We start from the raw sequence: 26185 nt of genomic DNA on the forward strand, positions 1-26185 counted from the left end.
TTGACCGGAATCACTAGCGGCTTTCGTCTTGCACATACAATGCTGCGGGTCATGAATACCGATAAATCGCTTGAGTTCTACTGCGGCATACTGGGTATGAAGGTGCAACGACGCACCGATTACCTCGAGGGAAAGTTCACCAATACCTTCATCGGATATGGTCCGGAAGCAGAGTTTCCCTGTTTGGAACTCACCTGCAATTGGGACCAGATCGAGCCTTACGAAAAGGGCAACGGCTGGGGCCACATCTGCATTGAGACACCAGACGTCTACAAGGCTTGCGATGACCTTGCGGCGGCAGGGGTAAAGATCACTCGTCCACCAGGGCCGATGAAGAACGGCACTCGAGTCATTGCATTCTGTGAAGATCCTGATGGTTACAAGGTTGAACTCAATGAAAGCATTACAAAACATCTGGCTGCGGAGGTAACTTGATGGGCGACAAACCACAGTTGATGAAATGGGATATGGTCGAAGACCGCTACAACCAAATCGGCGACAAGGAAAGTGACACCTACATTAAGCCAATGGTCACAAGCGCGTTTTCCAAAAGCATGTGTGGCGGCATCAATGTCCTGAAGAATATCAAAGTGCCGTGGGATCTGACCTGCGATGAGATTATCTACTGCCTCGAAGGTACTTTTCGCCTGGTCTGCGGTGGCGAGGAGTACATCTGCAACCGAGGCGATGTACTCTTCGTTCCGAAAGACAACCACATCTCCTACGAGGCTGATGACCGCTGCGTGATTTTCTATGCCGCCTATCCTCACAACTGGAAACAACTGGCGGGCCTCACCCATGTCCCGGGTATTGACCCCGATGACTTCGTGCCGGGCTGATTCAGCAAAGGGAAAGAAAATATGGGCAAGATCTATTTTGAAAGTTTCGCCGAGGCAGTGGACCGCAATCGACCGCGCATTGCCGAGGTAAAGCAAGAACTAGAAAACGCAGGCGTCAAATACGTGATGGCCGCATGGATCGACCTGCACGGCATTCCGAAGACCAAGCCTGTGCCGATGAGCGATTTCGAACCACTCTGCCTCGGCAAGGGGCCGCAATTCGCGGTGCATTCGATTTCTTACGTTCCCGAACTTAGCCCGGCAGACAGTGACCAGGTCGTCGTGCCCGATCTCGATGCCGTGTATATCTGCCCATGGGACAAAGAAACCGCAATCATATTTGCCGATTTGTACTGGGAAGACGCGCCCTATAATGTCTGTCCCCGTCAAGCGCTGAAACGCGCGATGCAAGAAGCCGCGACAGAAGGGTACTCAGGATTTGCCGGTGTTGAACCTGAATTCATCGTCATGGCCTATGACGAAGAGGGGCGACCGGTGAAAGCTTTCGACGACGATCCGGCCGTCGGCGTTCGACCACGCCGACAAGCGTTTGGCTATGATGTCGAGTATTCCATCGATTCAATGCCATTTCTCAAAGAGATGATCGATATCATCGAAGGCCTCGGATGGAACCTGCACGACGTCGTGGCTGAGGGTGCGTACTCCCAATTCGAACTTGATTTCCACTACACTAACATGCTCGAGATGTCCGACAGGCTCGTCTTCTTGCGTATTGTATTAAAGGAGATCGCCAAGCAGCACGGAATGTTTGTTACCTTCATGCCGAAGCCCACCGTGGGCGATTGGCGCTCAGGTGCACATATCAATATGTCCATGCAACACGAAAGCCGCCCGGGTCAGAACATTTTCGAGACCGAAGACGGCAGCGACTGGACCAACGAAAGCCGCTGGGCCGTCGGGGGGCTAATGGCCCACGCCGAGGCGCTAACAGCGATCACCTGTCCAACTGTCAATTCCTATAATGGACTGGTGCCGCGGGTTGGTGGTTTCGAAGGTGGCACCGTAACCTGGGCACCTACGAACATTACTTACGGCTATAACAATCGCTCTGCCCAATTCCGCCTGCCACAAAGCCGCCACTGCATTGAGAACCGCGCCGCTGACATGACAATGAACGTTTACTTGGCAATGGCGATGACGTTGTCTTGTGCAGTCGAGGGGATCAAAGGAAAAATCGATCCAGGGGCCCCTACCGATTTCGATCTCTATGACAAAACGGAATCTGAACTCGCCGACCTTGGCATTCGACGTCTGCCACGCACGCTGTTCAATGCGATTGAGGCACTCAAGACAGATAAGATCGCTGAGCGAGTTATGGGTCCAGTCATGCGAAAATCTTACATCGAGTATAAAAACGACGAATGGGAGAGATATCATCAGGCCGTGACGGATTGGGAGGTGCAGGAATACCTGCGCCTTTACTAAAATGGGTCACAAGACGTTCCATTTGGGCGACCTGCCACTGACGGGAAGTGGCACTCTGCGTGATGCTCAGCTTGCCTATCAAACGTATGGTGAGCTTTCGCCCAAAGGCGACAACGTGATTGTAATGCCGACCTTCTACACCGGTTCCCACAAGCGCAACGAAGGTTTCTTCGGTGCAGAGCGCGCACTAGACCCAGCGCGACATTATATTATCTCTATCAATCTGTTCGGCGGGGGACTATCAACATCGCCCAGCAATTCGTCCGCACAGCAAGGCGCAGCTTTCCCGGCAGTCTCGTTTCAGGACAACATCCGTGCTCAGCATATCTTGCTGACGCAGGAATTGGGCATAAAGCAGATCGCTTTGGTCCTAGGGTGGTCCATGGCGGGATGCCAAGCTTACCACTGGGCAGTGCAGTATCCGGACATGGTGCGCGCGATTTTGCCCTTCTGTGCTTCTGCAAAAACTTCGCCTCATAATTTTGTGTTTCTCGAAGGCGTCAAGGCGGCGCTTTGCGCTGATCCGGTTTGGAACAAGGGGCGTTATACGGAACAACCTACTGAAGGTTTAAAGGCTTTTGGGCGCGTCTACGCAGGTTGGGCATTTTCCCAAGCTTTTTATCGCAACGGACTCTACCGAGATATCGGCTACGAAAGCATAGGTAAATTGCTGGACGATTGGGCGGAAGACCATGCAACGAACTGGGACGCAAACGACCTTCTTTGCAAACTCGCGACGTGGCAGTTTGGTGACGTCAGCGCCGGACCAGAATTCAAGGGCGACTTAAAGGCAGCGCTTGGTTCGATCCGTGCGCGCACGATATTGATGCCATGTAACCAGGACCTTTATTTCCCACCGGAGGACAACGCGATCGAGGCCGAGCTGATCCCGCGTGCAGATCTACGGCCCGTGACATCGGACTTCGGGCATTGTGCCGCCAACCCAGGCAACGACGCCTATTTCCAAAGAATGCTTGACGAAAGTATCTCGGATTTATTGGCTGCGTAGCCTTAAACCGGTCATTCGGACAATCCGCAGAAAATCCGCTTTGGGGTCAATACAGCCATCTTAATAAGTTAGTCGAATGTTCCCACTAAACCCGAAGTAGGCCTGGTCTCGACCTGTAAGGGCTAATGCAAGTTAAAAAACTAACAGAAGATCGAATCCGTTATTGTTCAACATGGCTGACGGATGATTAAGCCGTGACTAGACACTTTAGCTCAAGATTGAATCAGTTCGAAGCCGCGGCTTTCTCCATTGCTCTTGCAGCTAGATTTCTGTCCCCGAGTTCCTCGGTCATTTCAAAAACCATTCGCGTTACCCGCCATTCTCCTTCTAGTTCTTCTACATCCCAGTGATATTGTCCGATTGGTCGCCAAATCTCATTCCCTATCCAGTGTCGACCATCAACTGATGCAGTCGCAGTCGCAGATGTGCCGGAGATTTCGACAGTCACCTGGCCAAGCTCATGCCATGTGGCGTCAAATCCAGGAACAATGCCGCGCCACGCGGCCATGAGATCCTTCGGCGTCATCTTTGCCGGTTCACCGCCCCACAGACTGGTGTAATCGATAGTGACCAAAGGTGCGAATGCAGCTTCGGCTAATTCGTATGCGGCTCTGTCTACAGCCAGTGGAATGGACGAAACCAAAGTGATAATTTGAGCCGTATCAGGGTCGACCTTTCCAGCGGGATCTTGTTCTGCTTGCGCGGCGGATAAGGACATTGTCGTGGCAATAGCAGCGTTGGTCAGCATGCGTTTCATTTTTTCTTTCCTTAGGAAAATGATTGCGAAAGGGCGTCCGGCGCGACAACGCCGGATCCTACTTGCTTATCTGTCGTTATTGTCTGTGATATTGAAATGTTCGGCCATCACGTCTGCAGCGCGAGTGACGTCCTCCGGATTATCATAAAAGTCGAACTGGGTGACGTTCTCCAACATTTCCAGGGTCGCGTCGCCTAAATACGACTGCAGGAAAGTCTGTACTCCTTGAGGGATCGCTGCGGCTTCCGAGTGAACGACTGCAAGAGGTTGAGTCAAACCGGTTGCGTGATCGGCGGGATAATATGTCAACCAATCTTCCCAGCCCGAATTGTTCCACTTATTGTCATAGGCAGGGATCGCACCACGATCTTCTTCATAGTAGTAACCACCAATAGGCATTAAAACGCCTTCCGCGCCTTCAGGCCCGGCTGCCGGTATAATCTGACCCCCAGCGGAGTCAGCAGCACGGCTTACTTCTATCAATCCAGCGACACCTGCGGCACCGCCATAGACAGCTTCTACGATTTCTTTGTTCTGAAGCCACGGTGCGACAAGACCGATGCGTTGTACCAAATCATTGCCGGAGACCGCATCAACCATGTAACCCGCAGACGCGCAGATACCCAGGCCGTTTATTCGGGTGGCGTCTACTTCCGGTAAGGACGCAACAAATTCAAAAGCAGCCCGAATATCTGAGGACTTGGCCGATGGGTTTTCGACAAATCGGACATTATTAGGAAGATCACCCGATTTACCCCAGCCCCGAAAATCAAAGGTAAAGGCGGCAAAGCCGCGCTCTACCATTTCTTTGGCATACACACGAGGCATTTGTTCCTCGACCGATGTCCATGCGCCGGTGACAACGACCATGGGTAACGATGAACCTTCATACCCTTCCGGAAGATACAGAGTTCCGGTAAGCGTCTGGCCCTCATTAGTGAACGTCACACTGCGGGTTTCAATCTGTGCAATGGCAGATGTTGAGGCCATCAACGCCGCTGCCGTTGTTGTTGCGAACATCTTCATGGCATTTTCTCCTGCTTTTCATCTTTGTGGGGTTTTCCCGATGAATTGAGAAATATCTCAACAGAAGTCAGCGTTCTTGAAAGGTCTTGCTCAGTTTTTGAAGATTCTTGTTTTTAGTACGGTATCTCTCAAGCGACGCGCGCTGCCCGATAAACACGAGGGGACTGACCTGTCACTTGTTTAAAGCTTCGCGAGAAATGCGACTGATCGGCAAAGCCGCAATCTAGTGCGATACTACCAAGAGGACGTTCGGTGTCGTCCATCATCTTGATCGCCTGCTCCACTCTATAGGCCAGTACATATTGCATTGGCGTTGTGCCCACGGTTTCCTTGAACACACGGCTAAAATGAGATGGCGACATCCCCACCTCGCGTGCAAGTTCATCCAGTACGATCGTTTGGTCAAGCCGTTCGCGGATGAAGCGTAAAACACGATTATAGTGAGAAGAAGTGAAACGGGCACTCAGCGCGACCGCTTCGTGGCGACGTTTTCCATAGCGTTGTAAAAGCTTTACGAGAAGAACACGGCTCATTGCTTCATACATAACGCCTGATGTTATGTCATCGTTTTCCAACGCATCGCGCAGGATAACCCCTGCTGTGCACAGATCGGCGTCTTTAAAAAGTGGCGTGTCCTGAAACTGTTGCGGGTCCAGTAACATCGATAACTCGGTGTGCGCAAAGCGTTCCACTTTGACTGGGTCCAAAGTGACAACAATCACATCTGACTTATCGAACCAACGCCAACCCGATCGCATGCCGGCGGGCGTTACAACGATCTCGTTTTTATGGAAAACAAAGTCATGGAGAATGCCATCTCGAGTGTTCTGAACTCGATGCGGGCGTGACTGCAGGTTCAAGAGAACATGGTGCTCGGTGTAAACATTCTCAGGCATTCTATCCGGCGCAGCCTGAAAATAACGCAAGGACATCAAGCCAGCAGCAGACACATGTTCCAGTTCGTCACTGTTAAGCAAGGGTAACGAAGGATATATATCTTGGTAGCGGCGTGGCAATTTGCTCCTCCTTTGAAAAGGATTAGCAGTTTGGCAGGAAATGCCAAAATTGAAACTAAAACGTATCGCAGCAAAGTCCCGCAGAGTGGTCCCGTGACGCGTTTCCGCGAATGACCTCGTTTAGTCCGTAGCAGACCTTGAGCGAGAGTTCCGCGCCATTGCAATAATCAACACGAGAATTGATCCTCTTGCGGATCCAATAGGCGATGCATAGCACCAATATCCGGCGCCTATTCTTCGACAATTCCTACAGCAAGACCTTCCGTGAAGCTCAGGGCTACTCTGTCTCCCGCGCTAAGTTGTTCGACAAACTCTCGACCAACTTCCGTTTCAACCTCGATCATTTGTTCTGTGCCGCTGCTGTCCGTCACAGTGGCAACAGAGCTCGCCTCATCGAAGGAAACAAAAGTCAGAATTAAGGTGACCATCGTTCCGGCAGCCACGCCCGGTGTTGATCCCTCTGAAGCCCGGCCTTCCAATTCAACCATACTGTCAACCTCGCCAGGGAATGCCATGCTTGCAGCTATACCCAGTGTGTACACCGCTTTGACGGTATCGCCTTCTTCAATTTGGTCGAAGTTTACGACTTCCGGACCTGCAAGAATGGTCTCTTCTTCGCCTGTCTCTGCGTTTTGCAGCACGATGAGCCGAGTGTCTGGATCGACCGACTTAACTGTCGCATCAGCTTCGATGGTCACGCTGCGCTCAGCTGTTTGAGCAAAACTGAGGGCTGGTAAAATCAAGAAAAATGCAGACGCAAGAAGTTTAATTAGCATGTCTTCTCCTAATGAGATTCATGGTGGAAGTTTGTACAGTCGCTCGCAGCTTCGCAGGATAGCTAAACGTTGCCACACCACTTCGCAGTTTGAAAGATGTTTGTCAGCCGGCATCACCAAAGAACGAAGTCCTTGAGCTTGAGATTTCCGTCAGATAGCGAAAACGTAATCTGGAGCGACTGGGTGGACAACGCTAGAGTTTCCCTATCGCAGGCAATGACGACATTGGGCGCTGGTCAATGCCGTTGCGATGAAGGGTCCGACTGCTGGGTTAAATGGGCGAGGTTTTGCAATAACAAGACCCGATTAGAGATCAGTGACAGCGTTTGCAAATACCATTACCCCCAAGACCGCCAGCACAATTGCAACTATCAATTTACTGTATTTTTCCATCAACTCGCTCAACCCAAGAAAAATTCGCTCCGCACGCTCCCCAAGCGTCAAAGAAAAAACCAAAGGCATTGCCAAACCAAGGCTCGAAACGGCGACGAAAAATGCCAGCGCAACCAGCTGTGACACTGGGGCATAAGTTGCGGCAGCAATCGTCAATGCACCCGAAACAAAAAGTGCTGCATTCTTAGGGTTGAGGGTCGCAAGACCTGCTCCAAGCGCAAACGCCTTTACTGGTTGCAAGCTTTCCAATGCGGCCATCCATTCCGGTGGCCCATTTTCTTTTGATGAACTGAGGCTAACGAACTTTCGTGCGGCCAGTGCGACGAGGCATAGACCAAGTAAAAGACGACACCAAACCACCCACGGCGCGGGAGGTTGCCGGTTTGGGGTGCTGATATCCGATATCGCTATGGCTAATGACCCAACGAACACCGCTCCTACTGCCCAACCTCCAAGAAACGCATTGTGTGCGCTGCGTTCTGGCCTGCGTATCAGGAACAGCGACACGCTTATCAGCGGCAGCGTCGCAAGAACAATGCCAACAGCGATTGGTGATGCTTCGATAAACGCAGCGAACATGTTTTCTCCGCGAGGCGCGGCCTAATTGAAGACCAATGCTTTTACCGGCAGTAATATGGCCTGGGCGCGCAAGACAATTGCATTTGCAATTCCCATTCCGTCGACGATCCGTGCGACGAAAGCTGATAGCCCAGTGATTTCGCCGGCCTCGATTTCTTTCGCGCGGCTAGTATAGGCAAAGCCGACACAAGCACTGCCTGGTGGGATATCTTCTAAATGTTTTGGGAAAATTGGCGCCAGGAAGGCCGTTACTGTCCCGGGACGAGCTCGATCCTGTTGATCCAGCAGCGCGTCCCCAGGTCGAAATTGCCCAGCAGCAATCGCGCTTTGCACTTCGTCCACCACCATAGGGATTATGGTCAGGGGCTTGGAAGCACAAGTAATTTCAACCAACATTCCGGGTCTGAGTACGCTTGCTGAAATTTGACCAAAGGCCGCAATAAAACGCCCTTGTCCCGTGACCTCGGGCACCAAAATGCCAGCAGGACGTAAAATTGGGTTAACAATGTCGCCTGACTTCAAGAGAAATTGAGTGACAGTCCCATCTACCTCTGCGAAAACAGTTGACTTTGATATTTCGTTCTCTGCCTCACTAAGAGCAGCACGCGCGCTTTCAAGCTGCGCTGGAAGGAGTGTTGTCTGGCGCAGTTTGGCACCGTCGAGCGCCGCAAATGCGGCCGCACGCTGGCTTTGCGCGCCTGAAACGGCTGTTTGCAGTCGTTCCAATTCCTGCTCGCTTACGACGGTGTCGTTGCGCTCTGCGAGTTCAAGACGTCGCTCCAAGTCATTTTCGGCCTGAGCTAGATCTGCCTCGGTCGCCTCGACAAGTGCCGCAGCGCCCGCTACTTCCGTTGCGGCTAAACCCAAGGCTGCCTCAACCTCTTCGATACGACGTTGAGCGGTTACTGCTGCCGCCTCTTGCCGTGTGGTATCCAATCTGAAAATGGGATCACCGGCTTTGACTGCCGCGTTATTGGCCACGTAAACTTCCGAGACGCGGCCTCCACGGTCGGAGAGAATAGTTACAGTACGAAACGCGGCTGAAACGTTTCGAGTAGACGGGTGGAAATAAAAGATCACAGTTATCAACGTGACGGCCAAAATAGCACAAGCGGTCAAACCCCATCGTAATTCATACCACACGTTGAAAAGAGTTATTTCGTGACCCCACCTCTTGCCCTGTTTGTAACGCCTGTAAAGGTAATCAGGGACAATTGTGATTAGCGCAGAGAACACCAACTCAAGCATCGTCATTCTCCGAGAGGTCGATTTCGGTCTTGAGTGGGAAAATCTCATGCAAAGGCACCGCCGCAATTAAAATTGCTGCGATCCAAAAAGCATTGTTCAGAGTGAACAGGGAGATTAAGCCTAGCACACCTACAAGCTGCATTTGAACCTTGTGGGCACCTGCTGCCATACGGTCGGGAATTGCCTGAACGGTAAAATAGAGCGCGCCGAAACCCAGCAGTATTAAAACGAGCAACACGCCGACAACGATCAGAAACCCGTCGGTCTCGCCCGGAGGTGTTACCCAAAATGGCAGCGCTGCAATCGCCTCATCAGAAATAGAGCTGTTCATTTGAACCTCATGTTTCTTAATGATCTGCTACAAGGATAACCGATTGAAATCAAAAAGATCAATCTCGCACGAGACTGCGAACAAAGTTCGTAGCAATCTAAGTCGACCAACAACCGATCCGGCGTATCTAAAAATTGAGCTTTCGCTGCCTTCCAACAAAGAGAAAGTAGATTAATGAGGCCGCTGTGAGTCTAAGCCGGACATTCATCCAAACATCGATAGCATCTGTTTTGCGAACATAGCCGCCGTCGGTTGCACCACTTCATGCTTGGTCCGCGCGAACGGTCGCCTAGCGTAAACACCGACTTTTGACCCTTACTTTCGCTGACTCATGGTCCCGGAGGCAAGTTTGGCAGCCACGTCCAGGTCGGACAAGTCCACGCTTCAGAACTGTCTGGGCTTTGTTTGTTTGAGATTTGCGCGGCCGAAGGGCACAATCAAATGATAAAGCGGAGAGCAAACATGCCCTACGAACCTCAAGACGTAGTAACGACCGAAGAAGAACTGCGAACAATCGTGCCCAACCCGCCTAGTGGAACGCAGGACGTCAAAATAATTGACCATATAGACAAGCACTGCCGAGTCTGGATCGAACGATCACCGTTTCTTGTTTTAGCAACATCGGACTCGACAGGTCGGCTCGATTGTTCGCCTAAAGGCGACCCGGCTGGCTTTGTTAAGGTTATCGACGAAAAAACTCTCGCGATCCCGGATCGCCCCGGCAACCGCCGCTTTGATGGGTTCATCAATATTATGCAAACCGGTCGCGTTGGACTCATCTTTTTCGTTCCAAACCGCAATGAAACAGTTCGTGTGAATGGCACTGCACAAGTGGTACGGGATCAGCCTTTATTAGAAAGTATGGCAATCAATGGCCGAGTACCGGAACTGGCGGTTCTCGTAAGCGTGGAAGAAGCCTTTTATCACTGCGGTAAGGCAATAATTCGGGCGGCGTTGTGGGTTCCCGAAAAGGCGGTGCCAATTGACGGATTGCCAACATATGCGGAAGCCAATGTCGATCATACGGGGCGCGATTATTCATTGGAACAAGTTACGAAGTGGTTCGATGACAATGAAAAATATCGTCTTTACGACGATTGATAGCATTTCCATTAATGGTCGTGCCAACAAGATGCGTCATTAAAAAAGTTTTTTGGCTGACTAACATGCGAAAAGGGCGTTCTTCTCGCAATCAGAGCAAATACGACTGGCGAGAAGAGTAGATGGCATGCAATTGCGGGTTCCCGACTCAAACATCGGGCCGAACCAGTTTCATCAATACCGGACGGTTTCATGGCAAACTTCGATGCCACGTTCTTTCACCAGGTCCTCTAAAATTCGAAGCAATAGTGAGAACCCGACGTGCAGCATCGCAGCCAGGCGAATGTTCCCGGAACTGGTTTCGAAGCAATTGAAGGGTGATCGTTTCGTTCGTCGGTTTAAGCTTCAAAAGCCCCCTGCCCGCCTCAACACAAGTTCTTCCGACAAGACTGTATCGTGGCCGCAGAGAATTGGAACTTTCATAGACGCTGATGGAATTACGGCACTGCGCTTGAAGCGGGTAAATACGCGATGGTGCTGGTTGATCGAGATAGTTTCAGCCAGATCCTATCAGAATACCCGCACCAAGAACCAGTCCGCCTCCCACAACCACTTGTAACGTCGCGCGCCAGAATGGAGTATCCATAAACCGGTTTTGTATCCAAGCGATTGCCCAGAGCTCAAGAAAAACCACAATGATTGCGATCGTAGTCGCTGTCCAGAAGTCTGGGATAAGATACGGCAAGGCATGCCCAAGTCCACCAACTGCGGTCATAACGCCGGACGCAACCCCTCGTTTGATCGGGCTCCCACGACCCGATAGCTGACCATCATCCGAAGCGGCTTCTGTAAAGCCCATAGAGATCCCAGCGCCGATACTGGCAGCAACTCCAACGAGAAAGGTGGTCCAGGGGTCCTTTGTGGCAAATGCTGTGGCGAAGATCGGCGCCAGCGTCGAAACTGATCCGTCCATCAGGCCAGCAAGCCCCGGTTGCACCCAAGTCAGAATGAATTGTCGTTTCGCTCTAAAATTTTCCTCATCAAGGGCCTGAGGGGTAAGATGAGCTTCGGCGAGCGCGGCTGCGCTGGTCTCATGCGCTGCTTCTGCCGCCGCGAGGTCACCTAGCAGTTTCCGCGTGTCCGCGTCCTTCGCTCGTTTCGCCGCTGCAAGGTAGAAATTTTGCGCCTGGATCTCCATGTCTTCGGCAATCTGTCTAATCCGTTCCAGCGGTAGGTGCTCGGACAACCATACCGGCCGCCTTGCGTAAAAACCTGATACATGCTCGCGTCTGATTAATGGCACCGTTTCACCGAACCTGGACTTATGCAGATCAATCAGGCGGCGTCGGTGATCGTCTTCTTCGACGGACATCCCATCAAAAACCTTGGCCGTAGCAGGATAATCGGACCTCAGCCGCTCGGCGAAGCCTCGGTAGATTTGGGCATCGTCTTCTTCCGAAGAAATTGCCAATCCCAATATCTCGCTTTCAGAAAGATCGGTGAACCTTTTCCTGCCACCAAAGAACGACCGCATAACGTCACTCCTATCCTCAAACTTGCTTCGAAAATAGAAAATCCAGCCCCGCAATCAAACTGTAAACACTTTTCTGCCGGAGTTCGAGGAACCGCCAGCTTCGGGCTTAGAACGATCGCCGGAGCTACTTTGCTGGAAGTCTGCTTGTCACTCTGAAGCTGCCCTTGGCGCATTTCGATTCTATTGGCATTCGCCAACCGCAGTACTTTAAGCCACGCATTTATTGATTTTGTCACACCTCCCTAGGCGGGATTTAATAATATCAATGACTTAATACCTGCAGCCGCCGCGCTTTTTTGAAAGTGCTATCCACGTGCTACCTCGTTCTCTGGCCTCACATTGTTCGTAGAGACCCGGACCGAGTTCCTTCGTGCCGCAGCGAACAGCCGAGGTCAAAATGCTGTCATCAACTTGGAAGCAGCTGACAGATCGGTGGCACATTTCGTCACGCACTATGTCTTGACCCCGCCCTTGGTGACGCAAAGTCGCAATCCTTTGAAATTCAGCTCCGTGAACTACGTCGTCTTGTCGCCAACAACGTCTTGAGAACCGTACCTGTGAACTTGATATGTGGCGGGGTGCTATCCTTGTAATGGCCGCTGCGATAATATGCTCATGTTACGCCTAGCTCATATCAAACCCAACCGAGAAACGCGTAAGCACCTCAAGTAATTGAGGACAATTCTTGTTTCACTAGTGTTCAGCTGGTGTTTTAGTGGTGCCCCCACACGGCATTTGAACCCTGCATCACTATACCCCATGACGCATCACCTAGGCCGAAATAGCGCGCCTTAATAATGTCTTACCTGTTCCATGATGTAGCACCATGTGCCACTCTATCGCATAAGAAAAGGTGGATAGAGGGGTGGACGCTTGGGACGAGGCCAGCACAAGCTGACGGCAATGCAAATCAAAACATTGCCGCCCGGGAAATATAATGACGGGGCCGGTTTATGGCTGCATCGCCGAGATGATGGCGGGGCACAGTGGTTCCTACGTGTTACCGTGCACGGTCGCCGCAGAGAGATGGGTCTTGGCTCGGCATCGGAGGTTTCTCTGAAAGAAGCGCGCCAGTCTGCTGAGCAATGGCGTAGTTATGCGCGGCAGGGCAAAGACCCAATCAAGGAGCGTGAGAAAGAACGCCGAGAAGCCGAGCGCAATCTTAACTGTCTGGCGGACGTGGCCACGGATGCATTTGAAAGCCGCAAAGCGGAACTGAAAGGCGACGGCAAGGCCGGTCGGTGGTTTTCACCGCTCGAACTTCACGTCTTGCCGAAGCTGGGCAAAGTTCCCGTCTCAGATATTGATCAGATCGACATACGCGATGCTCTGAAGCCCATCTGGCATTCTAAAGGGGAAACGGCCCGAAAAGCCCTCAATCGCCTCAGCATCGTCCTCAAGCACGCTGCGGCCCTCGGGCTTGACGTTGATTTGCAGGCGACCGAGAAAGCGAAAGCGTTGCTCGGTAAGTCCAGGCACAAGCCTCAGCACATTGCCGCCATGCCGTGGATCGAGGTTCCAGAATTCTACCGAACGCTGGAGGTGCCGACGACAAGCAATCTGGCCCTTCGGATACTGATCTTGACTGCGGTTCGTTCAGGTCCCCTGCGCTTCATGCATTACGATCAGATTGAAGGCGATGTCTGGACCATTCCGGCAGATCAGATGAAAGGCCGACTAGGCCAAACATCTGACTTCCGCGTACCGCTGTCGAGTGAAGCCTTGCATGTCGTAGACCTTAGCAGACCCTTCAACCGCGATGGCTTTCTCTTCCCAGGTCTCCGCAAGGGCGTCATTTCCGACATGACCATGAGCCAGCACATGAAAAAGACAGGGCTGGATTATCGCCCGCACGGTTTCCGTTCCAGCCTCCGCGATTGGCTCGCAGATCGGACCGACACACCGCACGAGATAGCAGAAGCGTGTCTGGCCCATTCCACTGGCAGCCAAGTCGAACGCGCCTATCGACGGACGGATTATCTCGAACAGCGGCGTGAGATAATGGAGCGCTGGAGCCGGTTCGTAGCTGCCAGCAACCCCGACGCCGAGCACGACGATGGTTAAAACGAATTCGATACCTTCCATGTCTCCTCCAGACGATACCGCCGCCCATATAGAGGCGCTCAGAAAAGCGTTGGACGCCGGGGACATAATTGCACTGATCCAAGCTGAACAATTCGTCCAAGAGACCGGTATCAATGCTCCGGATTGGGTGCTTAAACCGCTGGAGGATACGATGGTCGGAGTTCTTACGCAGAGGCGTGGGAGCAAGGGTAAAGGCAATTCTGCATTTGGGAGTTTGCGTAAGTGCCTTGTTCGAACTGTGCGAGCATCTGCATATCACTATGTCCGTGCGTGGCAGAACGACCCTCACCGCTACTATGATCTGCCAATTCAGACATTCGAACAATGGCGCAAAGAACCAACACTTTGGCAGTCATATCGGAAAGCTAGTGACGCGGCGCGATTGGCCAGCACAAGTCTGCACAGCACTGAATACCTCGCCAATGCATCGACCGTAAGAAGAGCCGCATATCTTTTTCCATTTCCAATGATGTGGGGGCGCGAAGAGGCGGAAGCAAAACTCGGCCTGCGGGGACCGAAAGGCATATTCGGGCCGAAGACAGATCAACTAGAGCCGCAAATCGCATCTCTGCTCGCCAAGCGTTCACCAAAGGCGTGACATCCGAAACAATCACTCATAATTGGCCTTTTTGTTTCACTATCCTGTCCGGTGCACTCAAGTTCACCGTTTTTGTGCGTGTTAATATAGGGTTTTGATGCTTATGCTTTTGTCCTTTCGTGTGCTTCTTTGGTCCAAATCGACCCAGGAGCCACCAAATGCATCTTGCACCAAACCGCTACATCACGCTGGACCAACTCAGCGAGAAGCTGGGGGGACGGTCCCGTTCCAGCATCTATCGTGATCTGGAAAACGGCAGCATCGCCGCGCTACCGGGCGGGGTGTTCGATACACATCCAAGTCCAGATGACCCGGACAATATTCTAATAGTGATATTGCACACATCGTCCTTCAAGGCATCCGCGGAAGAAACATTCGATTTCCTGAAACTGTCGAAAACGCGCACCGGTTTGTTAAACGACACTCCTCAAAAAGCCCCACGCCTCCTGTCGCACCCAAGTGAAAGCGTTGCTACGTCAAGTCGCTCGCTAGACGGGCTCGGCACCGGTTTTCGTGGATAGAATGCGATAGACTGAGGCGCGCCCGATCCCAAGTCTTTTGGCTATCTCCGTGGCTCCAGACCGGCTTTTTGGTCCAGTGTCGAAGTTCGGGCATAGCCGATAAGCATTTTGGCATTCCTGTCTCATATGGCTCTTAAGCAATATGGGACACACTGTCTCGAAAATCAATACCCACCCTAATGAGACATCCTTTTTACAGATCGCTCCTGTCTCACTAGGGCAAGCCCTATTGGAAATATCATGTAGAAAAGGCTACCCGGACGTTCACACAAAACGCAGCGAATGACTTCTTCGAGCCCAAACCAACCGATGCTGCTCGATGCCCCAATGACAGCAATGCGCAGGAAGCGGACTTTGCAAAGTTCAAGTCGTTTCCCGAGAGCAGACTATCATTCACTGAACGGCATTGGCAAAACTCGTCCCGAGCTACAGTAGCCTTGAGAGCTGGATGCAGCGAGTGCATTCGGAATTTCCGAGGCCATACTACCGAATGCAGCGCCTTCGCCAATTCAAAATGTCAGTCGCGCTCGCAACCCAAGAACTGTCACTGCACCGTCGCTTGAGTTGAACGCCGGATTATCCAGGTATTGTATGCTTGGCGTAATTGCGAAGTTCTGAGCGCCCTGCCAGCGATAGAAAGCTTCGACGGCGACTTGGTCTTCATCTGAATTCGGTGGGCGGCCCCAACTGGCACCAAGCCCCACTTCACTCGCTCGGAAAACGCCCTTCGTAATACCGGCGGCTGCGTATCTTTGGTACGGTGTGCTGGCATCTTCGTTTGCCCATGCAAGTCGGGCAAAAGTTCCAATGCGCGAATTTTCGAACGTATAGCTGCCTGTTAGGCCCACACCGTAGTTGTCATCGTCGGTGTGCCAAAGAGCCACGTGAACGTTGTTGAACAAAAACGAAGCATCGGACACGCTTTGATCGGTCCAACCAAACTCAAGTGCTTTGAAGTAATCGCCGTCATCAAGAGTATCAAAGCTCAAGCTATCGTATTGTCCATTGGCATCCATGACCATGCCGAGAACATAGAAATTGGTGCGTGGAATACCGATGTACCCAGAGATTCCAAACGAACCGGCTGACGGATAGCCAATAGTAGGGTTCAAAATAATACTGTTGTTCTGGAATGACGTAAGATTGTCGGAGTATGGCGTAATGTCGAACTGTGAGAAGGCGCTCATGTAGCCGACATTGACCTCAATTGGTGCATCGCCAGCGTCTAATCGCTGTCGCCATTTCAAAACCGTGATACCCCATTGTTGATTAGACCAATCTGGTGCGCTTGTTCCGACCCAACCAAAGTTGGCTGCCAGCGCCTCCGGCGGCAAGGCCGTACTAATCCGATGGCGGTTTTCAGCTCTGAAGTCCAAAGTGCCTTTTCTGGAGGGATCGTGTCGGTTTAACAGGTCCCACGAAAAGAAAGCCCGGAAAATCCCACCAGTTGCGTGAGTGTCACCTACAGAATTGTCGGACCACTGCGTGTTGAAGCTGTAATCGAAACCTAGATTGAAGCCGTAACGTTCGGCCAGACGGGCTTTCCAATCCAACCACGGTTTCAGCGCATTATCGATTGCAGGGAAATCGAATTCGGCCTCTCTGGCTGCTTCAAGTTCCTCCAGCGTTCCCTCTACCGAGGTCGGAGCAGTTGGAATTACCGGTGCTGAATCGGTGGTGTTTCCAGCATCCTGCGCTCTCAATTCAAAAGGTGAAGCTAACAGAGTAAGTGTGAACAGAGTTAGAAGTGTGAAAATGCGCGAGGATGCCACACTTGCACTTTCCGAATTTGGCTCTTGGGTACGTAATAGTTCGGTCACGATCAGATACCTGCTTTTGTACCCAACGACCAAATCGACCGCCGGGGGCATTTTTTTGATCAGATGATTCCGAGGAAAGGCTTGCGCAGCGTACCCTCGTAGACCCACTTAGTTAGTGTCGTGTAATCCCAGACAGGCATGCGCACTGCGTCCTGAACCTTATAAGCAGCAGGCGGCAGTTCAGTGCATTCCAAAAGGATACACTTAACTTCCGGGTTACTGGCAACCAGGGCCTTTGCGCCTTCCACGATCTCGTTCTCAAGTGCTAGCATGTTGTAACTACCGGTGAGTTGCAGAACGTTTTGCATTTCTGGACCATTTTCCAGCCCTTGGATAACGAGCCGCTCCGCTTTCTGCTGGGGGGTGACGCCACAGTTCTCAATCGCCGGTGAAGCAGCAAGAGCCTCGCCATTTGCAGTCACGATGCCAACTTTTGAACGTGGCGGTAAACTCGCAATCATGGCAGGCAGTTGGAGTAGGCTGGAGGAGAAAAGAGGCGTATCGATTTGCTCGGCGATTGCTTGTTGGTAAGTTCCGTAGAACCCACAGTTCGCCATGATCGCACGAACGCCTTGAAGCTCCAGCCACTTCGCGGCCTTAACCATTTCAGCAGTAAAAGACTCGGTCGGTACGGGGGCAAGAATGTCATAGACATTTGGGGGAACGGCTTCCCGGTACAGCATCGGAAAATCGAATGTTGTTGCATTGCCCATGTTGCCCGGCGCCATCGGCAAATACGCTCGTGCCTGAATAAGGCCGATTGTTACACCCCCTACATTCCTGCCGAACCACCAGTCAATATTGGCGTCTTTGCCAGCGGTGAACTCTGGAACATAGTAGTCACTCGTACGTTCTGCCGGTGGCGACAATTGTTCGGATGGGGTGGTGTACCAGTCGGGTGCCTCTGCCGGTGGGTCTGGGGTATAGAGCGCTTGTGCTTGAGCGTCACGGGTAGCGGCGACAAACCCAGCAGCTAGCGCAGCGGCGCTTCCTGCCTTAAGAATATCGCGCCGGATGAGCGAACTTGGTGCCCCATCGTCTGGTCGAATATCCGCGTCGGGGGTCTCATTGATTTCTTGGAAGCGAACTTTTTTGTCGCTGGCGTTGTTGGGATTCTCGGTCACAGTGAGCCCTCCATTTGGCGAATAACGCAGTGTCGGAATGGGTTGCTGGCGTTAGCCGCAACGAGACATTTTATGGGGTTCACTCTGACAGTTCTGATCGTTTTCAGTCTGACGATTCCAATCAAGGCGATGCGATTATTGACGGAAATCGTCAGGGCGGCGACAATACATCACATTCCGATGTCATAATGGCTATGTGGATCATGGACCTCGCATATTTCGAGGATCAGGCATGAGCGGCCCAACGCAACCCCTGATCCGGCTCTCAACGGGTAAGCCAGCGCTTTCCGCGCTGGATGCCGTTTATGATCGCTCTGACGAATTACTCACACGGATTGGATTGGCCCGAGAGTCCTTCGATGATCCTGAAATTTTCGTTCATGCAATCGTCATGTACCAGTTCTTTGAGGAGGCAGCTTCCGCAGCTGACGACCCATTCTTTTTGGCAAGGATTGGTAAAATGATAGCGGGATCGAAATGGCCCCCTTTAGTCGAGGCCGCAGACTGCGCTGTTACGTTGGGATCTTTCCTCACCAAACTGGTTGTGGTGGCAACTGATCATTCGAGTTCCACCGAGCATCACTTGGATGTGAGCGGAAAATCAGGCTTCCTGTTTGGTCGCAGATACTACGACACACCGTTCGTACCAGCTCAGATAGATGGGTTCTTTGCGGCGATGTTCGGAGAAATTATTAAGCGATCCATCGGCGAAAAATGGAATCCCGATGACGTGATGGTCACTATAAGCGACCCCAACGCACTTCCGTCCGAATTTCTTGGATGTTCGGTTTTGGCTGGAGATCGACGTGGGCATCGCGTTGCTTTTCCAGCAATCTGGCTAACGGAGCCATTTTCTTCCGATGACTTTTTCAAAGGGCCAAGTGAACGATCTGGTACGTCGCTACCTCCGAAGCGAGTAATTGTCAGTGTTCGAGAAGCTCTCAAACCACACATTGGCGTGCAGCCTATGAACAATGAAATTGCCGCAGGTATCTGTGGTCTTTCAGAGCAGCAACTGTCACGTAAACTTCGCAAAGAAGGCACAAGCTTGGGCAAGTTGATTGCTGAATTGAAATGTGAACATGCAGAAATGCTTCTTTCCCAGCAGAAGGCCAGCGTAGCAGAAGTCGCAGAGGTGCTAGGGTATTCCGACGCAACCAGTTTCGCTCATGCCTTTCGTGGCTGGACAGGTAAGGCACCGAGTGACCTAAAAAAGCAGCGGGAAAACTAGGTGCCTTTACTCTTTGCAAACTAGGACAAAACCGAGCTGAAAGAGGACGTTCAGTCCGAAAGACGAATAGTCGGCTCGGGATATTGATGGCCTGTACTAAGCTTATGAGTCGTTCAGAACTGTGACGGTTTCCAGTTACCTTGCTTTCATTGACGCAAGGCCGTTGAACGGCAGGTAGGTTGCGCTCTACCAAACTGCACAGTCTAGAGCGAATTTCCGGTTTGGGCTGCGAGCGGCCCATCATGCAAGTCGCAGAGAAATGTAACACGAGCCCAGAGCGGAAGTGCAAACGGCAAACTTTGCCATCTTACGGCAGAAGATAAATTCGCCCATCACTAGAGGGGTTGAGTTTTCTCCAATTGAGCGGTTACGCTTTATGTCACTTATAATGTAATCACATGATCCTTCTGCATAAAATCTTGTCTCAACACTTCCGCGAGGTTCCGATTTGCAAAAGTTTAGCAAAATCAACGTAGGCGTTCTGGCAGCTGCTTTCCTCTCACATGCACTGATTGCTGCCCCTCTTGATGCGCAAGAGGCAGCTCCAGTGACCTATTCGCTGGAAGCAGGCGTGGTTTATGGACGGGGGGTCGTGACGAAAGAGGGTAAGGAGGTTTCGCGCGACTTGTGGATGGACATCTATCATCCGACTGAAGCCACAACCACGCCGCGGCCCGCTGTAGTCCTCACCTTCGGCGGCGCATTCCATCGCGGCAGTCCGCGGCTTACGTTTCAATCGGGTGGTGCTCAGGATACCTCGATGGGCAATTATTGCCGTCGGTTTGCCGCGCGGGGCTATACGTGCTTTGCAATCGATTATCGGCTGACACCCGAAGGGCCTGTGCCATCAGGGGAAGGTTATCATGCAGATTGGATCGCACCTGAAAGTCTGTTGCCACTATTGCCCCAAGCCAACCATATTCGGGGCACTATGGACCTGCCGCCGCTTGATTTCAGCATCCCCGAACAAGAGAAGACAATGGTTGATGGCGTGATCTCAGCTGCCGAAGACTTGCGCGAAGCGGTGCTGCATATCCGGGGATCCGCTGCCACTTACAATATCGACCCGAACCGTATTGTGCTTGGCGGGTTTTCCGCAGGCGCAGTGACGTCTTGGAATGTTGCACATGGCATGGGAGTCCCGGTCTCTGGTGTATTTCTCCTGTCCGGAACTGACGCCGGGTTTGACGTGAACAAGGCGGTTACAGCTTCATCAGACAGACCGCCTATCCTCATGTTCATGGGTCAGTATGATCTGCCGGGCGCGTTGTCTTCAGTTCCCCTCCTTGTCGCTCACTACTAAGAAGTCGGTGTGGATCACGAGTTTGCCTGGGTGCCGGGCTTTGGCCATTTCTATCCTGCTGGTGCAGCCAGTTTGGGCGGCGATGCAGTGAGCATGTCCGTGGAAGGACGGATTACCGAGTTCCTCGAACGTGTCATTGGCACCGGGGAATGACGTCAGGCAATGTCATTCAGAGGCGCTGTCTATGAAAGACGAGACGCAACTTCGTCGGCATCTAGGAATTTGCAAAGTCTACGTTTGAATGTCTTCTTTGGGCTGAGACCGGTCATCAGCAACAATTGAGCCTACGGCAACTTTGTCCGCACACCCGTCGTTGGTGCCCATTCGTTCGAACGTCCGCTTTGGCGACCGACTCGCGCCAAAACAAATTGATTGGACCGAACGCTGGCTCCGTCAGTCAAAGTGCAAAACATCATAGGTGGACAGATGGGTGGATAGATTTCCGATAGGAATACCTAAATCTATGATTTTTAAAGATCTATCATGATTTAGTGGTGCCCCCACACGGACTCGAACCGCGGACCTACTGATTACAAATCAGTTGCTCTACCAGCTGAGCTATAGGGGCTTGGACAGTCGATTAATGCTTCAGAACAGTGACTGCAAGTATGAAATTTCATCTATCATCCACCTTAAGCAAATTATCTTGTGTTTGTAGGTGCAATTTGAAGCGATCCGCGGATTTGACTGTCATTTCCATAGGATGTAACCCAGTTGAGACGCTTTGAAAATGAAGGCGAACAAATAACCATGAAAGTCGTCGTTCACGCAGGCGTTGCTCATTCCGACGATGGTCGGCTGCTCGATCTCCTGAAGGCCAACACCCAAGTGCTTGGCCAGTGGAATGTGGCTTATCGGGGTTTTAGTACCTACAAGAACTACTTTCGAACCGCTCTCGACTCGTTCGAAAATCGACAGTCCATTCAGCGGGCACGAGAAGAATTTCTTAAACAAATACCAAATTATGGAAATTTTGATCGGCTAATCTTGTCGACCCCACGATTCATTGGAGAAATTGAAACAGCGATTATGGACGGGCAGTTCTATCCCCTTGCAGGACAACGCATCGCGTGTCTGGTGGAAATTTTTGAGGGGTTTGAAGTCGAACTGTTCATTGGGCTGCGAAACCCGGGCAGTTTTATCCCCCGGGCGTTAATGAGCCAACCAGAGTCACAGCGACAACGTATCCTTCGCCAAACCGACCTGAGTTGCTTGAGTTGGCTAGCCATGATCGACAACATTCGAGATCTCGCACCTAACGTGAATTTCACGGTATGGAGCAACGAAGATACGCCACTCGTCTGGGGAGACATTGCTCGGGCGATGGCTGGCTTACCCGAAAACGCTGTGCTGTCCGAAGAGTATTCGCTGTTATCATCACTGGTGTCAGGAACTGGCAAACAAGAAATTCAGAACTTAATGCAGCAGAAATCCGCGCCTTGCGAACCTTCGCTTCGCTCGGAACTAAGTCGAATTTTTGATGAATACGCCATGCCCGATGCCATAGAAGAAGAACTTGACCTGGAGGGTTGGAGCGACGAAATAGTCTCGGCTTTCACCGAATTGTACGAACAGGATCTGGCAATGTTAGAAGCCATGCCAGATATCAAGTTTTTAAGGCCATAGACGGCCTCCCATCCCAAAGCTCACAAAAATTTCCTAGGGCTAAATAGAGGCCAGGGCCGATTTTATGGCATGGTATGACGCTTTGGGTGTTCGCTTCAATGTCTTGAAATCCACATCGACAAGGCCAAAGCGTTTTTCATACCCCAAGGCCCATTCATAGTTATCGAGTAGTGACCAGACAAAATAGCCATTTATCGGCACACCTTGGTTCAGCGCTTCTTGCAACGCGGAAAGGTGCAGGTCCAGGTAATCGATGCGATCATTGTCTTGCTGGCGTTCGGAACTGGCCATTCCGTTCTCGGTTACAAAGATCGGCAATTCCCCTGTATATTCACGGGCTGTACGGATCAAGAAGCGGGACAGTGCGTCAGGATCGATTTCCCACCCCATCTGCGTTTTTGGTAAAGGTCCTTGCACCTCTTTTAAACTGGGCCAAGGGGCATCCGTGTGAGAGATCAGCTTACGCGTGTAATAGTTCAGTCCACACCAATCAACCGGAGCGCCAATGGTTTCGAAGTCATCCTCCCAGTCCGCCGGCAAATGTGGCGCCAATCCATCCAGCACGTTTTCCGGATAGGATTTCTTGAAAACGCCTCCAAGAAAGAAACGATTGTAAATCCCGTCATAAAGCGCCGCAGCGTTTTCTGACTGCGCGCTGTCATCGGCAGGTTCAGCCCATTCCAAATTGAACACGGCACCCAAATTAGACATCCCTAACCCGCGCATTGCCTCGATCGAGCGCCCATGAGCCAGTAAAACATGATGCATAGCGCGTGCCGTGGCACGTATATCACGAAGACCCGGGGCATGATGGCCGTCAAAATGACTTAGCCAACTCACGCACCACGGTTCATTGATAGGTGCGACACTGAACATCCGATCACCGATCCGACCCATGATGACCTCGGTAAAATCAGCAAACCAACCTGCTATATCCCGGTTACGCCATCCCCCGAGATCTGCAAGCGGCGATGGCAACTCCCAGTGATAGAGCGTAGCGCACGGGCGGATGCCGCGTTCTAACAGTCCGTCAGTCAACCGATCGTAAAAATCCAAACCCGCTTGATTTACCGCCCCTCGGCCCTCTGGCAACACGCGTGCCCAACTCGTCGAGAAACGGTAACAGTCGAATCCGGCTTCCTGGATCAAGTCCAGGTCTTGCTCAAACCGGTTGAGATGGTCGCAGGCAAGATCTCCGTTTTCGGCGTTTACGACATTACCGGGAGTAGCGGCGAAACTATCCCAATGTGTCTTTCCCGCGCCGCCCTGGGCGTGGCCTTCAATCTGATAGGCGGAGGTCGCGACTCCAAATAGGAAATCCTGCGGAAAGTCGCTTCGTTTGTGTTTCATTTCAAGACCTTTGCCGAACGGGACCAGTTGAGTTTCCGACCACAAGCTCCGCTTCTAACAAACACGATTTCGGGGGATCGTCGGGGGCGTTGATCCGTTCTATCAGCATCTCTGCGGCAAGCTCACCCGCATGTCTTACCGAAGAACGAGTGGCGGTAAAGATCGGTACATCTTGACCGTTACGCATGTATGACAGTTCATCATCATGGGCAATGACAGAGATGTCGCGCCCCATTTTCAAACCGCTCTCTTCCAACGCGCGACGGACGCCAATCGCAGAGATTATCGAAGAAGCCAAAATTGCCGTTGGTGGATCATCCAATTTCAGTATGTCGCATGCAGTTTGATACCCGTAGATTTCGGTCATTTCTGCGCTGCGCAGCAATGCGGGATCAGGGGTTAATTCTGCTTTTTTGAGCGCAGTTAAGTAGCCATTCCTGCGGCGCCACGCGAAGTCCATCTCTTCTAAACCATTTATCAGTGCGATGCGACGGTGCCCCAGATCGATCAAAAACTGCGTCGCCCGTTCGAATGACCTTTGGTTGTTGACGTCAATCCAGTCATAGGGCACCTGCGTACCGGTCGAGCGACCATGCACAATGAACGGCACGCCCAATCGCGACAGGACAGGGATTCGCGGCTCATTCACCTTGGGACCCTGCAAGACAATTCCGTCAACGACACCGCGGTTAAAAAGGCTGCGATAAGATTCCTCTATTGATGTGTCGGGCGCGTGCGTGAACATCATGTCATAGTTATGCTGAGCATACGCACGGGCAGCACCGGCAACAAAATCACCGAAAATTGGATTAACCATTTCGTGCTGAGAAGAAGTTGGAATTACGTGCCCTATCACCAATGACCGCCCTGTCGCCAACCCCTTTGCCCGACTGTTGGGGCGGTAACCGTGCTTTGCAGCAGCGGCCTGGACCCGAATTCTCGTTTCCTCGTTCACCTCGGGATACCCGTTGAGTGCGCGACTGACAGTTGTCTGCGACAAGCCAAGGATTTCAGAGAGTTTCTTTAGGTTCATGGGCCTCAAAGCGCCTTCAAATTTTCGCAAAACTTGTATTTATTGGGTTTGCCACTTCAGTCAACTCGTTTTTGATTTATGGCATTTTTTATTAATATTTTGAGATTTAGCAAACGAAATATTGACAGAAATGCATCATTGACGGATAAACCGTATCATTCAAAGCGCTTTGAAAATTTAAATTCAAAAAGGCGCAAGATACTGTTGGGAGGAAAATCCATGAAACACTCGCTTTACGCAGGCGCGGCCATGTTCGCCCTGATGGCGGGCACCGCGCAGGCCGAGAAAGTCACCGTCTTTGGCCCGTGGCTGGGACCTGATCAAGAGAACGTCCAAAAGGTCCTGGACGGTTTTGCCGCTGCTACCGGGCATGAATATGCTTATGTCGGCTCAGACAGCTTCGAACAACAAATTCGGATTGATGCCGAGGCAGGTTCTGCAGCAAATGTTTCCGTCTTTCCACAACCGGGATTAGCAGCAGATATGGCCAAATCCGGGTTTCTGACACCGCTTAACGATGGCACTGCGGATTGGATTCGAGACAATTACGCAGCTGGTCAGTCTTGGGTAGACTTGGGCACTTACTCGGGTCCGGACGGGCAGGACAATCTTTACGGGTTCTTTTACAAGGTCGATGTAAAATCGCTTGTTTGGTACGTGCCCGAAAACTTTGAAGACGCAGGCTACGAAGTGCCAACCACCATGGAGGAGTTGAAGGCGCTGACAGAACAAATCGTGGCTGACGGTGAAACGCCATGGTGCATCGGATTGGGTTCCGGAGGTGCGACCGGCTGGCCGGCCACTGACTGGGTCGAGGACATGATGCTCCGCACTCAATCACCAGAAGACTACGATGCCTGGGTTTCGAATGAAATGAAGTTCAACGACCCCAAGGTGATCGCCGCGATCGAGGAATTTGGCGCATTTGCCCTTAATGACGACTTTGTCGCAGGTGGGGCTGGAGCGGTTGCGACAACAGACTTTCGCGATAGCCCCAAGGGGATGTTCAGTTCACCTCCGCAATGTTACATGCACCGCCAAGCGTCGTTTATTCCGGCCTTCTTCCCGGATGGTACCGTGGTTGGCGAAGACGCAGATTTCTTTTACTTTCCGGCTTATGAAAGCAAGGATTTGGGTAGCCCGGTACTTGGTGCAGGAACTCTTTGGGCCATCACTAATGACAGCCCAGCCGCACATGATTTAATCGCTTACCTTCAGACGCCTGAAGCGCATGAAATTTGGATGGCTCTGACGGGTTTTCTGACACCTCATAAGGGCGTCGATACTTCTGTCTTCTCGGATCCTACTCTGAAAAAGATGAACGAGATTCTTCTTGGCGCAACGACATTCCGCTTTGATGGCTCTGACCTAATGCCCGGAGGTGTCGGCGCAGGGACATTTTGGACCGGCATGGTCGACTACACCGGTGGCAAACCCGCGCAAGAGGTTGCCGACGAGATCCAATCCTCATGGGATGCATTGGACTAATCGCAATTGAA

At 51.8% G+C, this 26185-nt stretch carries 26 protein-coding genes, 1 tRNA gene and 1 pseudogene; 14 read left to right on the forward strand and 14 right to left on the reverse strand.

The features are described from left to right. The 4 genes from gloA to GOV45_RS01610 are packed head-to-tail and all read left to right on the forward strand — an operon-like array spanning window position 1 to window position 3294. Window positions 1-435, forward strand: a complete 435-nt coding sequence (gloA, locus tag GOV45_RS01595; protein ID WP_254447880.1) for a lactoylglutathione lyase — start codon at window positions 1-3, stop codon at window positions 433-435. After that, window positions 435-839 (forward strand): cupin domain-containing protein, encoded by a 405-nt coding sequence (locus GOV45_RS01600; protein ID WP_170473318.1) that lies wholly within the window; start codon window positions 435-437, stop codon window positions 837-839. The genes gloA and GOV45_RS01600 overlap by 1 nt, the downstream gene beginning before the upstream one ends. Before the next feature lie 21 nt (window positions 840-860). Then, complete coding sequence (locus GOV45_RS01605) at window positions 861-2285, forward strand: glutamine synthetase family protein (protein WP_170473320.1); 1425 nt, start codon at window positions 861-863, stop codon at window positions 2283-2285. Between the two features lies 1 nt (window position 2286). Next, window positions 2287-3294: an alpha/beta fold hydrolase gene (locus tag GOV45_RS01610; RefSeq protein ID WP_170473322.1), complete on the forward strand. Its 1008-nt coding sequence runs from the start codon at window positions 2287-2289 to the stop codon at window positions 3292-3294. Window positions 3295-3517: 223 nt separating this feature from the next. Here GOV45_RS01610 and GOV45_RS01615 read toward each other — a convergent pair whose 3' ends face one another. From GOV45_RS01615 to GOV45_RS01645, 7 genes are all read right to left on the reverse strand, one after another. Then, window positions 3518-4051 (reverse strand): nuclear transport factor 2 family protein, encoded by a 534-nt coding sequence (locus GOV45_RS01615; protein ID WP_170473325.1) that lies wholly within the window; start codon window positions 4049-4051, stop codon window positions 3518-3520. A 66-nt stretch (window positions 4052-4117) separates the two neighbouring features. Continuing rightward, window positions 4118-5077: an alpha/beta hydrolase gene (locus GOV45_RS01620; RefSeq protein ID WP_170473326.1), complete on the reverse strand. Its 960-nt coding sequence runs from the start codon at window positions 5075-5077 to the stop codon at window positions 4118-4120. 128 nt (window positions 5078-5205) lie between these two features. Then, entirely contained in the window at window positions 5206-6093 is an 888-nt protein-coding gene (locus tag GOV45_RS01625) for a helix-turn-helix domain-containing protein (RefSeq protein WP_170473329.1), read from the reverse strand. A 230-nt stretch (window positions 6094-6323) separates the two neighbouring features. Then, window positions 6324-6869, reverse strand: a complete 546-nt coding sequence (locus GOV45_RS01630) for a hypothetical protein (protein WP_170473332.1) — start codon at window positions 6867-6869, stop codon at window positions 6324-6326. Between the two features lie 306 nt (window positions 6870-7175). Next, entirely contained in the window at window positions 7176-7841 is a 666-nt protein-coding gene (locus tag GOV45_RS01635) for a GAP family protein (RefSeq protein ID WP_170473334.1), read from the reverse strand. Between the two features lie 21 nt (window positions 7842-7862). Next, entirely contained in the window at window positions 7863-9089 is a 1227-nt protein-coding gene (locus tag GOV45_RS01640) for an HlyD family secretion protein (protein ID WP_170473337.1), read from the reverse strand. After that, a complete protein-coding gene (locus GOV45_RS01645; protein ID WP_170473340.1) occupies window positions 9082-9420 on the reverse strand; it encodes a hypothetical protein in 339 nt (112 codons plus the stop codon). Before GOV45_RS01645 ends, GOV45_RS01640 begins: the two co-directional genes overlap by 8 nt. 462 nt (window positions 9421-9882) lie before the next feature. On the opposite strand from GOV45_RS01645, the gene GOV45_RS01650 reads away from it, so the two are divergent. Continuing rightward, window positions 9883-10521 (forward strand): pyridoxamine 5'-phosphate oxidase family protein, encoded by a 639-nt coding sequence (locus tag GOV45_RS01650; protein WP_170473343.1) that lies wholly within the window; start codon window positions 9883-9885, stop codon window positions 10519-10521. A gap of 177 nt (window positions 10522-10698) precedes the next feature. Here the strand turns inward: GOV45_RS01650 and GOV45_RS23700 are convergent. Further along, a pseudogene (locus GOV45_RS23700) lies at window positions 10699-10806 on the reverse strand (IS6 family transposase); the annotation flags it as partial. A gap of 211 nt (window positions 10807-11017) precedes the next feature. Further along, window positions 11018-11995: an iron exporter MbfA gene (gene mbfA / locus GOV45_RS01655; protein WP_170473345.1), complete on the reverse strand. Its 978-nt coding sequence runs from the start codon at window positions 11993-11995 to the stop codon at window positions 11018-11020. Between the two features lie 903 nt (window positions 11996-12898). Here mbfA and GOV45_RS01660 point away from each other — a divergent pair. The 3 genes from GOV45_RS01660 (at window position 12899) to GOV45_RS01670 (ending at window position 15199) form a co-directional block, all read left to right on the forward strand. Then, window positions 12899-14059: a tyrosine-type recombinase/integrase gene (locus tag GOV45_RS01660; RefSeq protein ID WP_170473348.1), complete on the forward strand. Its 1161-nt coding sequence runs from the start codon at window positions 12899-12901 to the stop codon at window positions 14057-14059. After that, window positions 14052-14678 (forward strand): hypothetical protein, encoded by a 627-nt coding sequence (locus GOV45_RS01665; RefSeq protein ID WP_170473351.1) that lies wholly within the window; start codon window positions 14052-14054, stop codon window positions 14676-14678. The genes GOV45_RS01660 and GOV45_RS01665 overlap by 8 nt, the downstream gene beginning before the upstream one ends. Window positions 14679-14836: 158 nt before the next feature. Then, window positions 14837-15199 (forward strand): helix-turn-helix transcriptional regulator, encoded by a 363-nt coding sequence (locus tag GOV45_RS01670; protein ID WP_170472537.1) that lies wholly within the window; start codon window positions 14837-14839, stop codon window positions 15197-15199. Between the two features lie 509 nt (window positions 15200-15708). On the opposite strand, the gene GOV45_RS01675 is transcribed toward GOV45_RS01670, so the two are convergent. Together GOV45_RS01675 and GOV45_RS01680 are read right to left on the reverse strand one after the other, a co-directional pair. Then, entirely contained in the window at window positions 15709-17070 is a 1362-nt protein-coding gene (locus tag GOV45_RS01675; protein ID WP_170473354.1) for a carbohydrate porin, read from the reverse strand. Window positions 17071-17078: 8 nt separating this feature from the next. Continuing rightward, the gene (locus tag GOV45_RS01680; RefSeq protein ID WP_170473357.1) at window positions 17079-18143 is read right to left on the reverse strand and encodes a hypothetical protein; all 1065 of its coding nucleotides are present in this window, start codon (window positions 18141-18143) and stop codon (window positions 17079-17081) included. Window positions 18144-18172: 29 nt separating this feature from the next. Here GOV45_RS01680 and GOV45_RS01685 point away from each other — a divergent pair, with 29 nt between their 5' ends. The 4 genes from GOV45_RS01685 to GOV45_RS01700 all read left to right on the forward strand — a co-directional run bounded on the left by GOV45_RS01685 (window position 18173) and on the right by GOV45_RS01700 (window position 20830). Further along, window positions 18173-18379 (forward strand): hypothetical protein, encoded by a 207-nt coding sequence (locus GOV45_RS01685; protein WP_170473360.1) that lies wholly within the window; start codon window positions 18173-18175, stop codon window positions 18377-18379. Further along, window positions 18376-19374, forward strand: coding sequence for an AraC family transcriptional regulator (locus GOV45_RS01690; RefSeq protein WP_170473363.1), 999 nt, complete (start codon window positions 18376-18378; stop codon window positions 19372-19374). Before GOV45_RS01685 ends, GOV45_RS01690 begins: the two co-directional genes overlap by 4 nt. 448 nt (window positions 19375-19822) lie before the next feature. Beyond that, window positions 19823-20677 carry an alpha/beta hydrolase gene (locus tag GOV45_RS01695; RefSeq protein ID WP_170473366.1) on the forward strand — a complete coding sequence of 285 codons (855 nt, stop codon included), beginning with the start codon at window positions 19823-19825 and terminating at the stop codon, window positions 20675-20677. Between the two features lie 9 nt (window positions 20678-20686). Further along, a complete protein-coding gene (locus GOV45_RS01700; RefSeq protein WP_170473369.1) occupies window positions 20687-20830 on the forward strand; it encodes a hypothetical protein in 144 nt (47 codons plus the stop codon). 339 nt (window positions 20831-21169) lie between these two features. On the opposite strand, the gene GOV45_RS01705 is transcribed toward GOV45_RS01700, so the two are convergent. Further along, window positions 21170-21245 (reverse strand) — tRNA-Thr (locus GOV45_RS01705). Window positions 21246-21427: 182 nt separating this feature from the next. On the opposite strand from GOV45_RS01705, the gene GOV45_RS01710 reads away from it, so the two are divergent. After that, window positions 21428-22303: a hypothetical protein gene (locus GOV45_RS01710; RefSeq protein WP_170473372.1), complete on the forward strand. Its 876-nt coding sequence runs from the start codon at window positions 21428-21430 to the stop codon at window positions 22301-22303. A gap of 39 nt (window positions 22304-22342) precedes the next feature. On the opposite strand, the gene GOV45_RS01715 is transcribed toward GOV45_RS01710, so the two are convergent. Together GOV45_RS01715 and GOV45_RS01720 are read right to left on the reverse strand one after the other, a co-directional pair. Beyond that, window positions 22343-23653, reverse strand: coding sequence for a GH1 family beta-glucosidase (locus GOV45_RS01715; RefSeq protein WP_170473375.1), 1311 nt, complete (start codon window positions 23651-23653; stop codon window positions 22343-22345). A 1-nt stretch (window position 23654) separates the two neighbouring features. Next, on the reverse strand, window positions 23655-24686 hold the full coding sequence (locus GOV45_RS01720; protein ID WP_170473377.1) for a substrate-binding domain-containing protein: 1032 nt from the start codon (window positions 24684-24686) through the stop codon (window positions 23655-23657). A 219-nt stretch (window positions 24687-24905) separates the two neighbouring features. Between GOV45_RS01720 and GOV45_RS01725 the strand changes: the two genes are divergently transcribed. After that, window positions 24906-26174: an ABC transporter substrate-binding protein gene (locus tag GOV45_RS01725; RefSeq protein ID WP_170473379.1), complete on the forward strand. Its 1269-nt coding sequence runs from the start codon at window positions 24906-24908 to the stop codon at window positions 26172-26174. Window positions 26175-26185 lie beyond the last annotated feature (11 nt).

The organism is Ruegeria arenilitoris (assembly GCF_013035425.1).
In the GTDB taxonomy this organism is placed as follows: Bacteria; Pseudomonadota; Alphaproteobacteria; order Rhodobacterales; family Rhodobacteraceae; genus Ruegeria; species Ruegeria arenilitoris_A.

Excerpts from the sequence above, each read along its gene's own strand:
- GOV45_RS01650 (WP_170473343.1), top strand. The coding sequence starts at position 9,883 with ATGCCCTACGAACCTCAAGACGTAGTAACGACCGAAGAAGAACTGCGA.
- GOV45_RS01610 (WP_170473322.1), top strand. The coding sequence starts at position 2,287 with ATGGGTCACAAGACGTTCCATTTGGGCGACCTGCCACTGACGGGAAGT.
- GOV45_RS01690 (WP_170473363.1), top strand. The coding sequence starts at position 18,376 with ATGAGCGGCCCAACGCAACCCCTGATCCGGCTCTCAACGGGTAAGCCA.
- GOV45_RS01720 (WP_170473377.1), bottom strand. The coding sequence starts at position 24,686 with ATGAACCTAAAGAAACTCTCTGAAATCCTTGGCTTGTCGCAGACAACT.
- GOV45_RS01715 (WP_170473375.1), bottom strand. The coding sequence starts at position 23,653 with ATGAAACACAAACGAAGCGACTTTCCGCAGGATTTCCTATTTGGAGTC.
- GOV45_RS01630 (WP_170473332.1), bottom strand. The coding sequence starts at position 6,869 with ATGCTAATTAAACTTCTTGCGTCTGCATTTTTCTTGATTTTACCAGCC.
- GOV45_RS01675 (WP_170473354.1), bottom strand. The coding sequence starts at position 17,070 with ATGCCCCCGGCGGTCGATTTGGTCGTTGGGTACAAAAGCAGGTATCTG.
- GOV45_RS01670 (WP_170472537.1), top strand. The coding sequence starts at position 14,837 with ATGCATCTTGCACCAAACCGCTACATCACGCTGGACCAACTCAGCGAG.
- GOV45_RS01645 (WP_170473340.1), bottom strand. The coding sequence starts at position 9,420 with ATGAACAGCTCTATTTCTGATGAGGCGATTGCAGCGCTGCCATTTTGG.
- GOV45_RS01635 (WP_170473334.1), bottom strand. The coding sequence starts at position 7,841 with ATGTTCGCTGCGTTTATCGAAGCATCACCAATCGCTGTTGGCATTGTT.
- GOV45_RS01605 (WP_170473320.1), top strand. The coding sequence starts at position 861 with ATGGGCAAGATCTATTTTGAAAGTTTCGCCGAGGCAGTGGACCGCAAT.
- GOV45_RS01665 (WP_170473351.1), top strand. The coding sequence starts at position 14,052 with ATGGTTAAAACGAATTCGATACCTTCCATGTCTCCTCCAGACGATACC.
- GOV45_RS01710 (WP_170473372.1), top strand. The coding sequence starts at position 21,428 with ATGAAAGTCGTCGTTCACGCAGGCGTTGCTCATTCCGACGATGGTCGG.
- GOV45_RS01660 (WP_170473348.1), top strand. The coding sequence starts at position 12,899 with ATGCAAATCAAAACATTGCCGCCCGGGAAATATAATGACGGGGCCGGT.
- GOV45_RS01600 (WP_170473318.1), top strand. The coding sequence starts at position 435 with ATGGGCGACAAACCACAGTTGATGAAATGGGATATGGTCGAAGACCGC.
- GOV45_RS01725 (WP_170473379.1), top strand. The coding sequence starts at position 24,906 with ATGAAACACTCGCTTTACGCAGGCGCGGCCATGTTCGCCCTGATGGCG.
- GOV45_RS01640 (WP_170473337.1), bottom strand. The coding sequence starts at position 9,089 with ATGCTTGAGTTGGTGTTCTCTGCGCTAATCACAATTGTCCCTGATTAC.
- mbfA (WP_170473345.1), bottom strand. The coding sequence starts at position 11,995 with ATGCGGTCGTTCTTTGGTGGCAGGAAAAGGTTCACCGATCTTTCTGAA.
- GOV45_RS01620 (WP_170473326.1), bottom strand. The coding sequence starts at position 5,077 with ATGAAGATGTTCGCAACAACAACGGCAGCGGCGTTGATGGCCTCAACA.
- GOV45_RS01615 (WP_170473325.1), bottom strand. The coding sequence starts at position 4,051 with ATGAAACGCATGCTGACCAACGCTGCTATTGCCACGACAATGTCCTTA.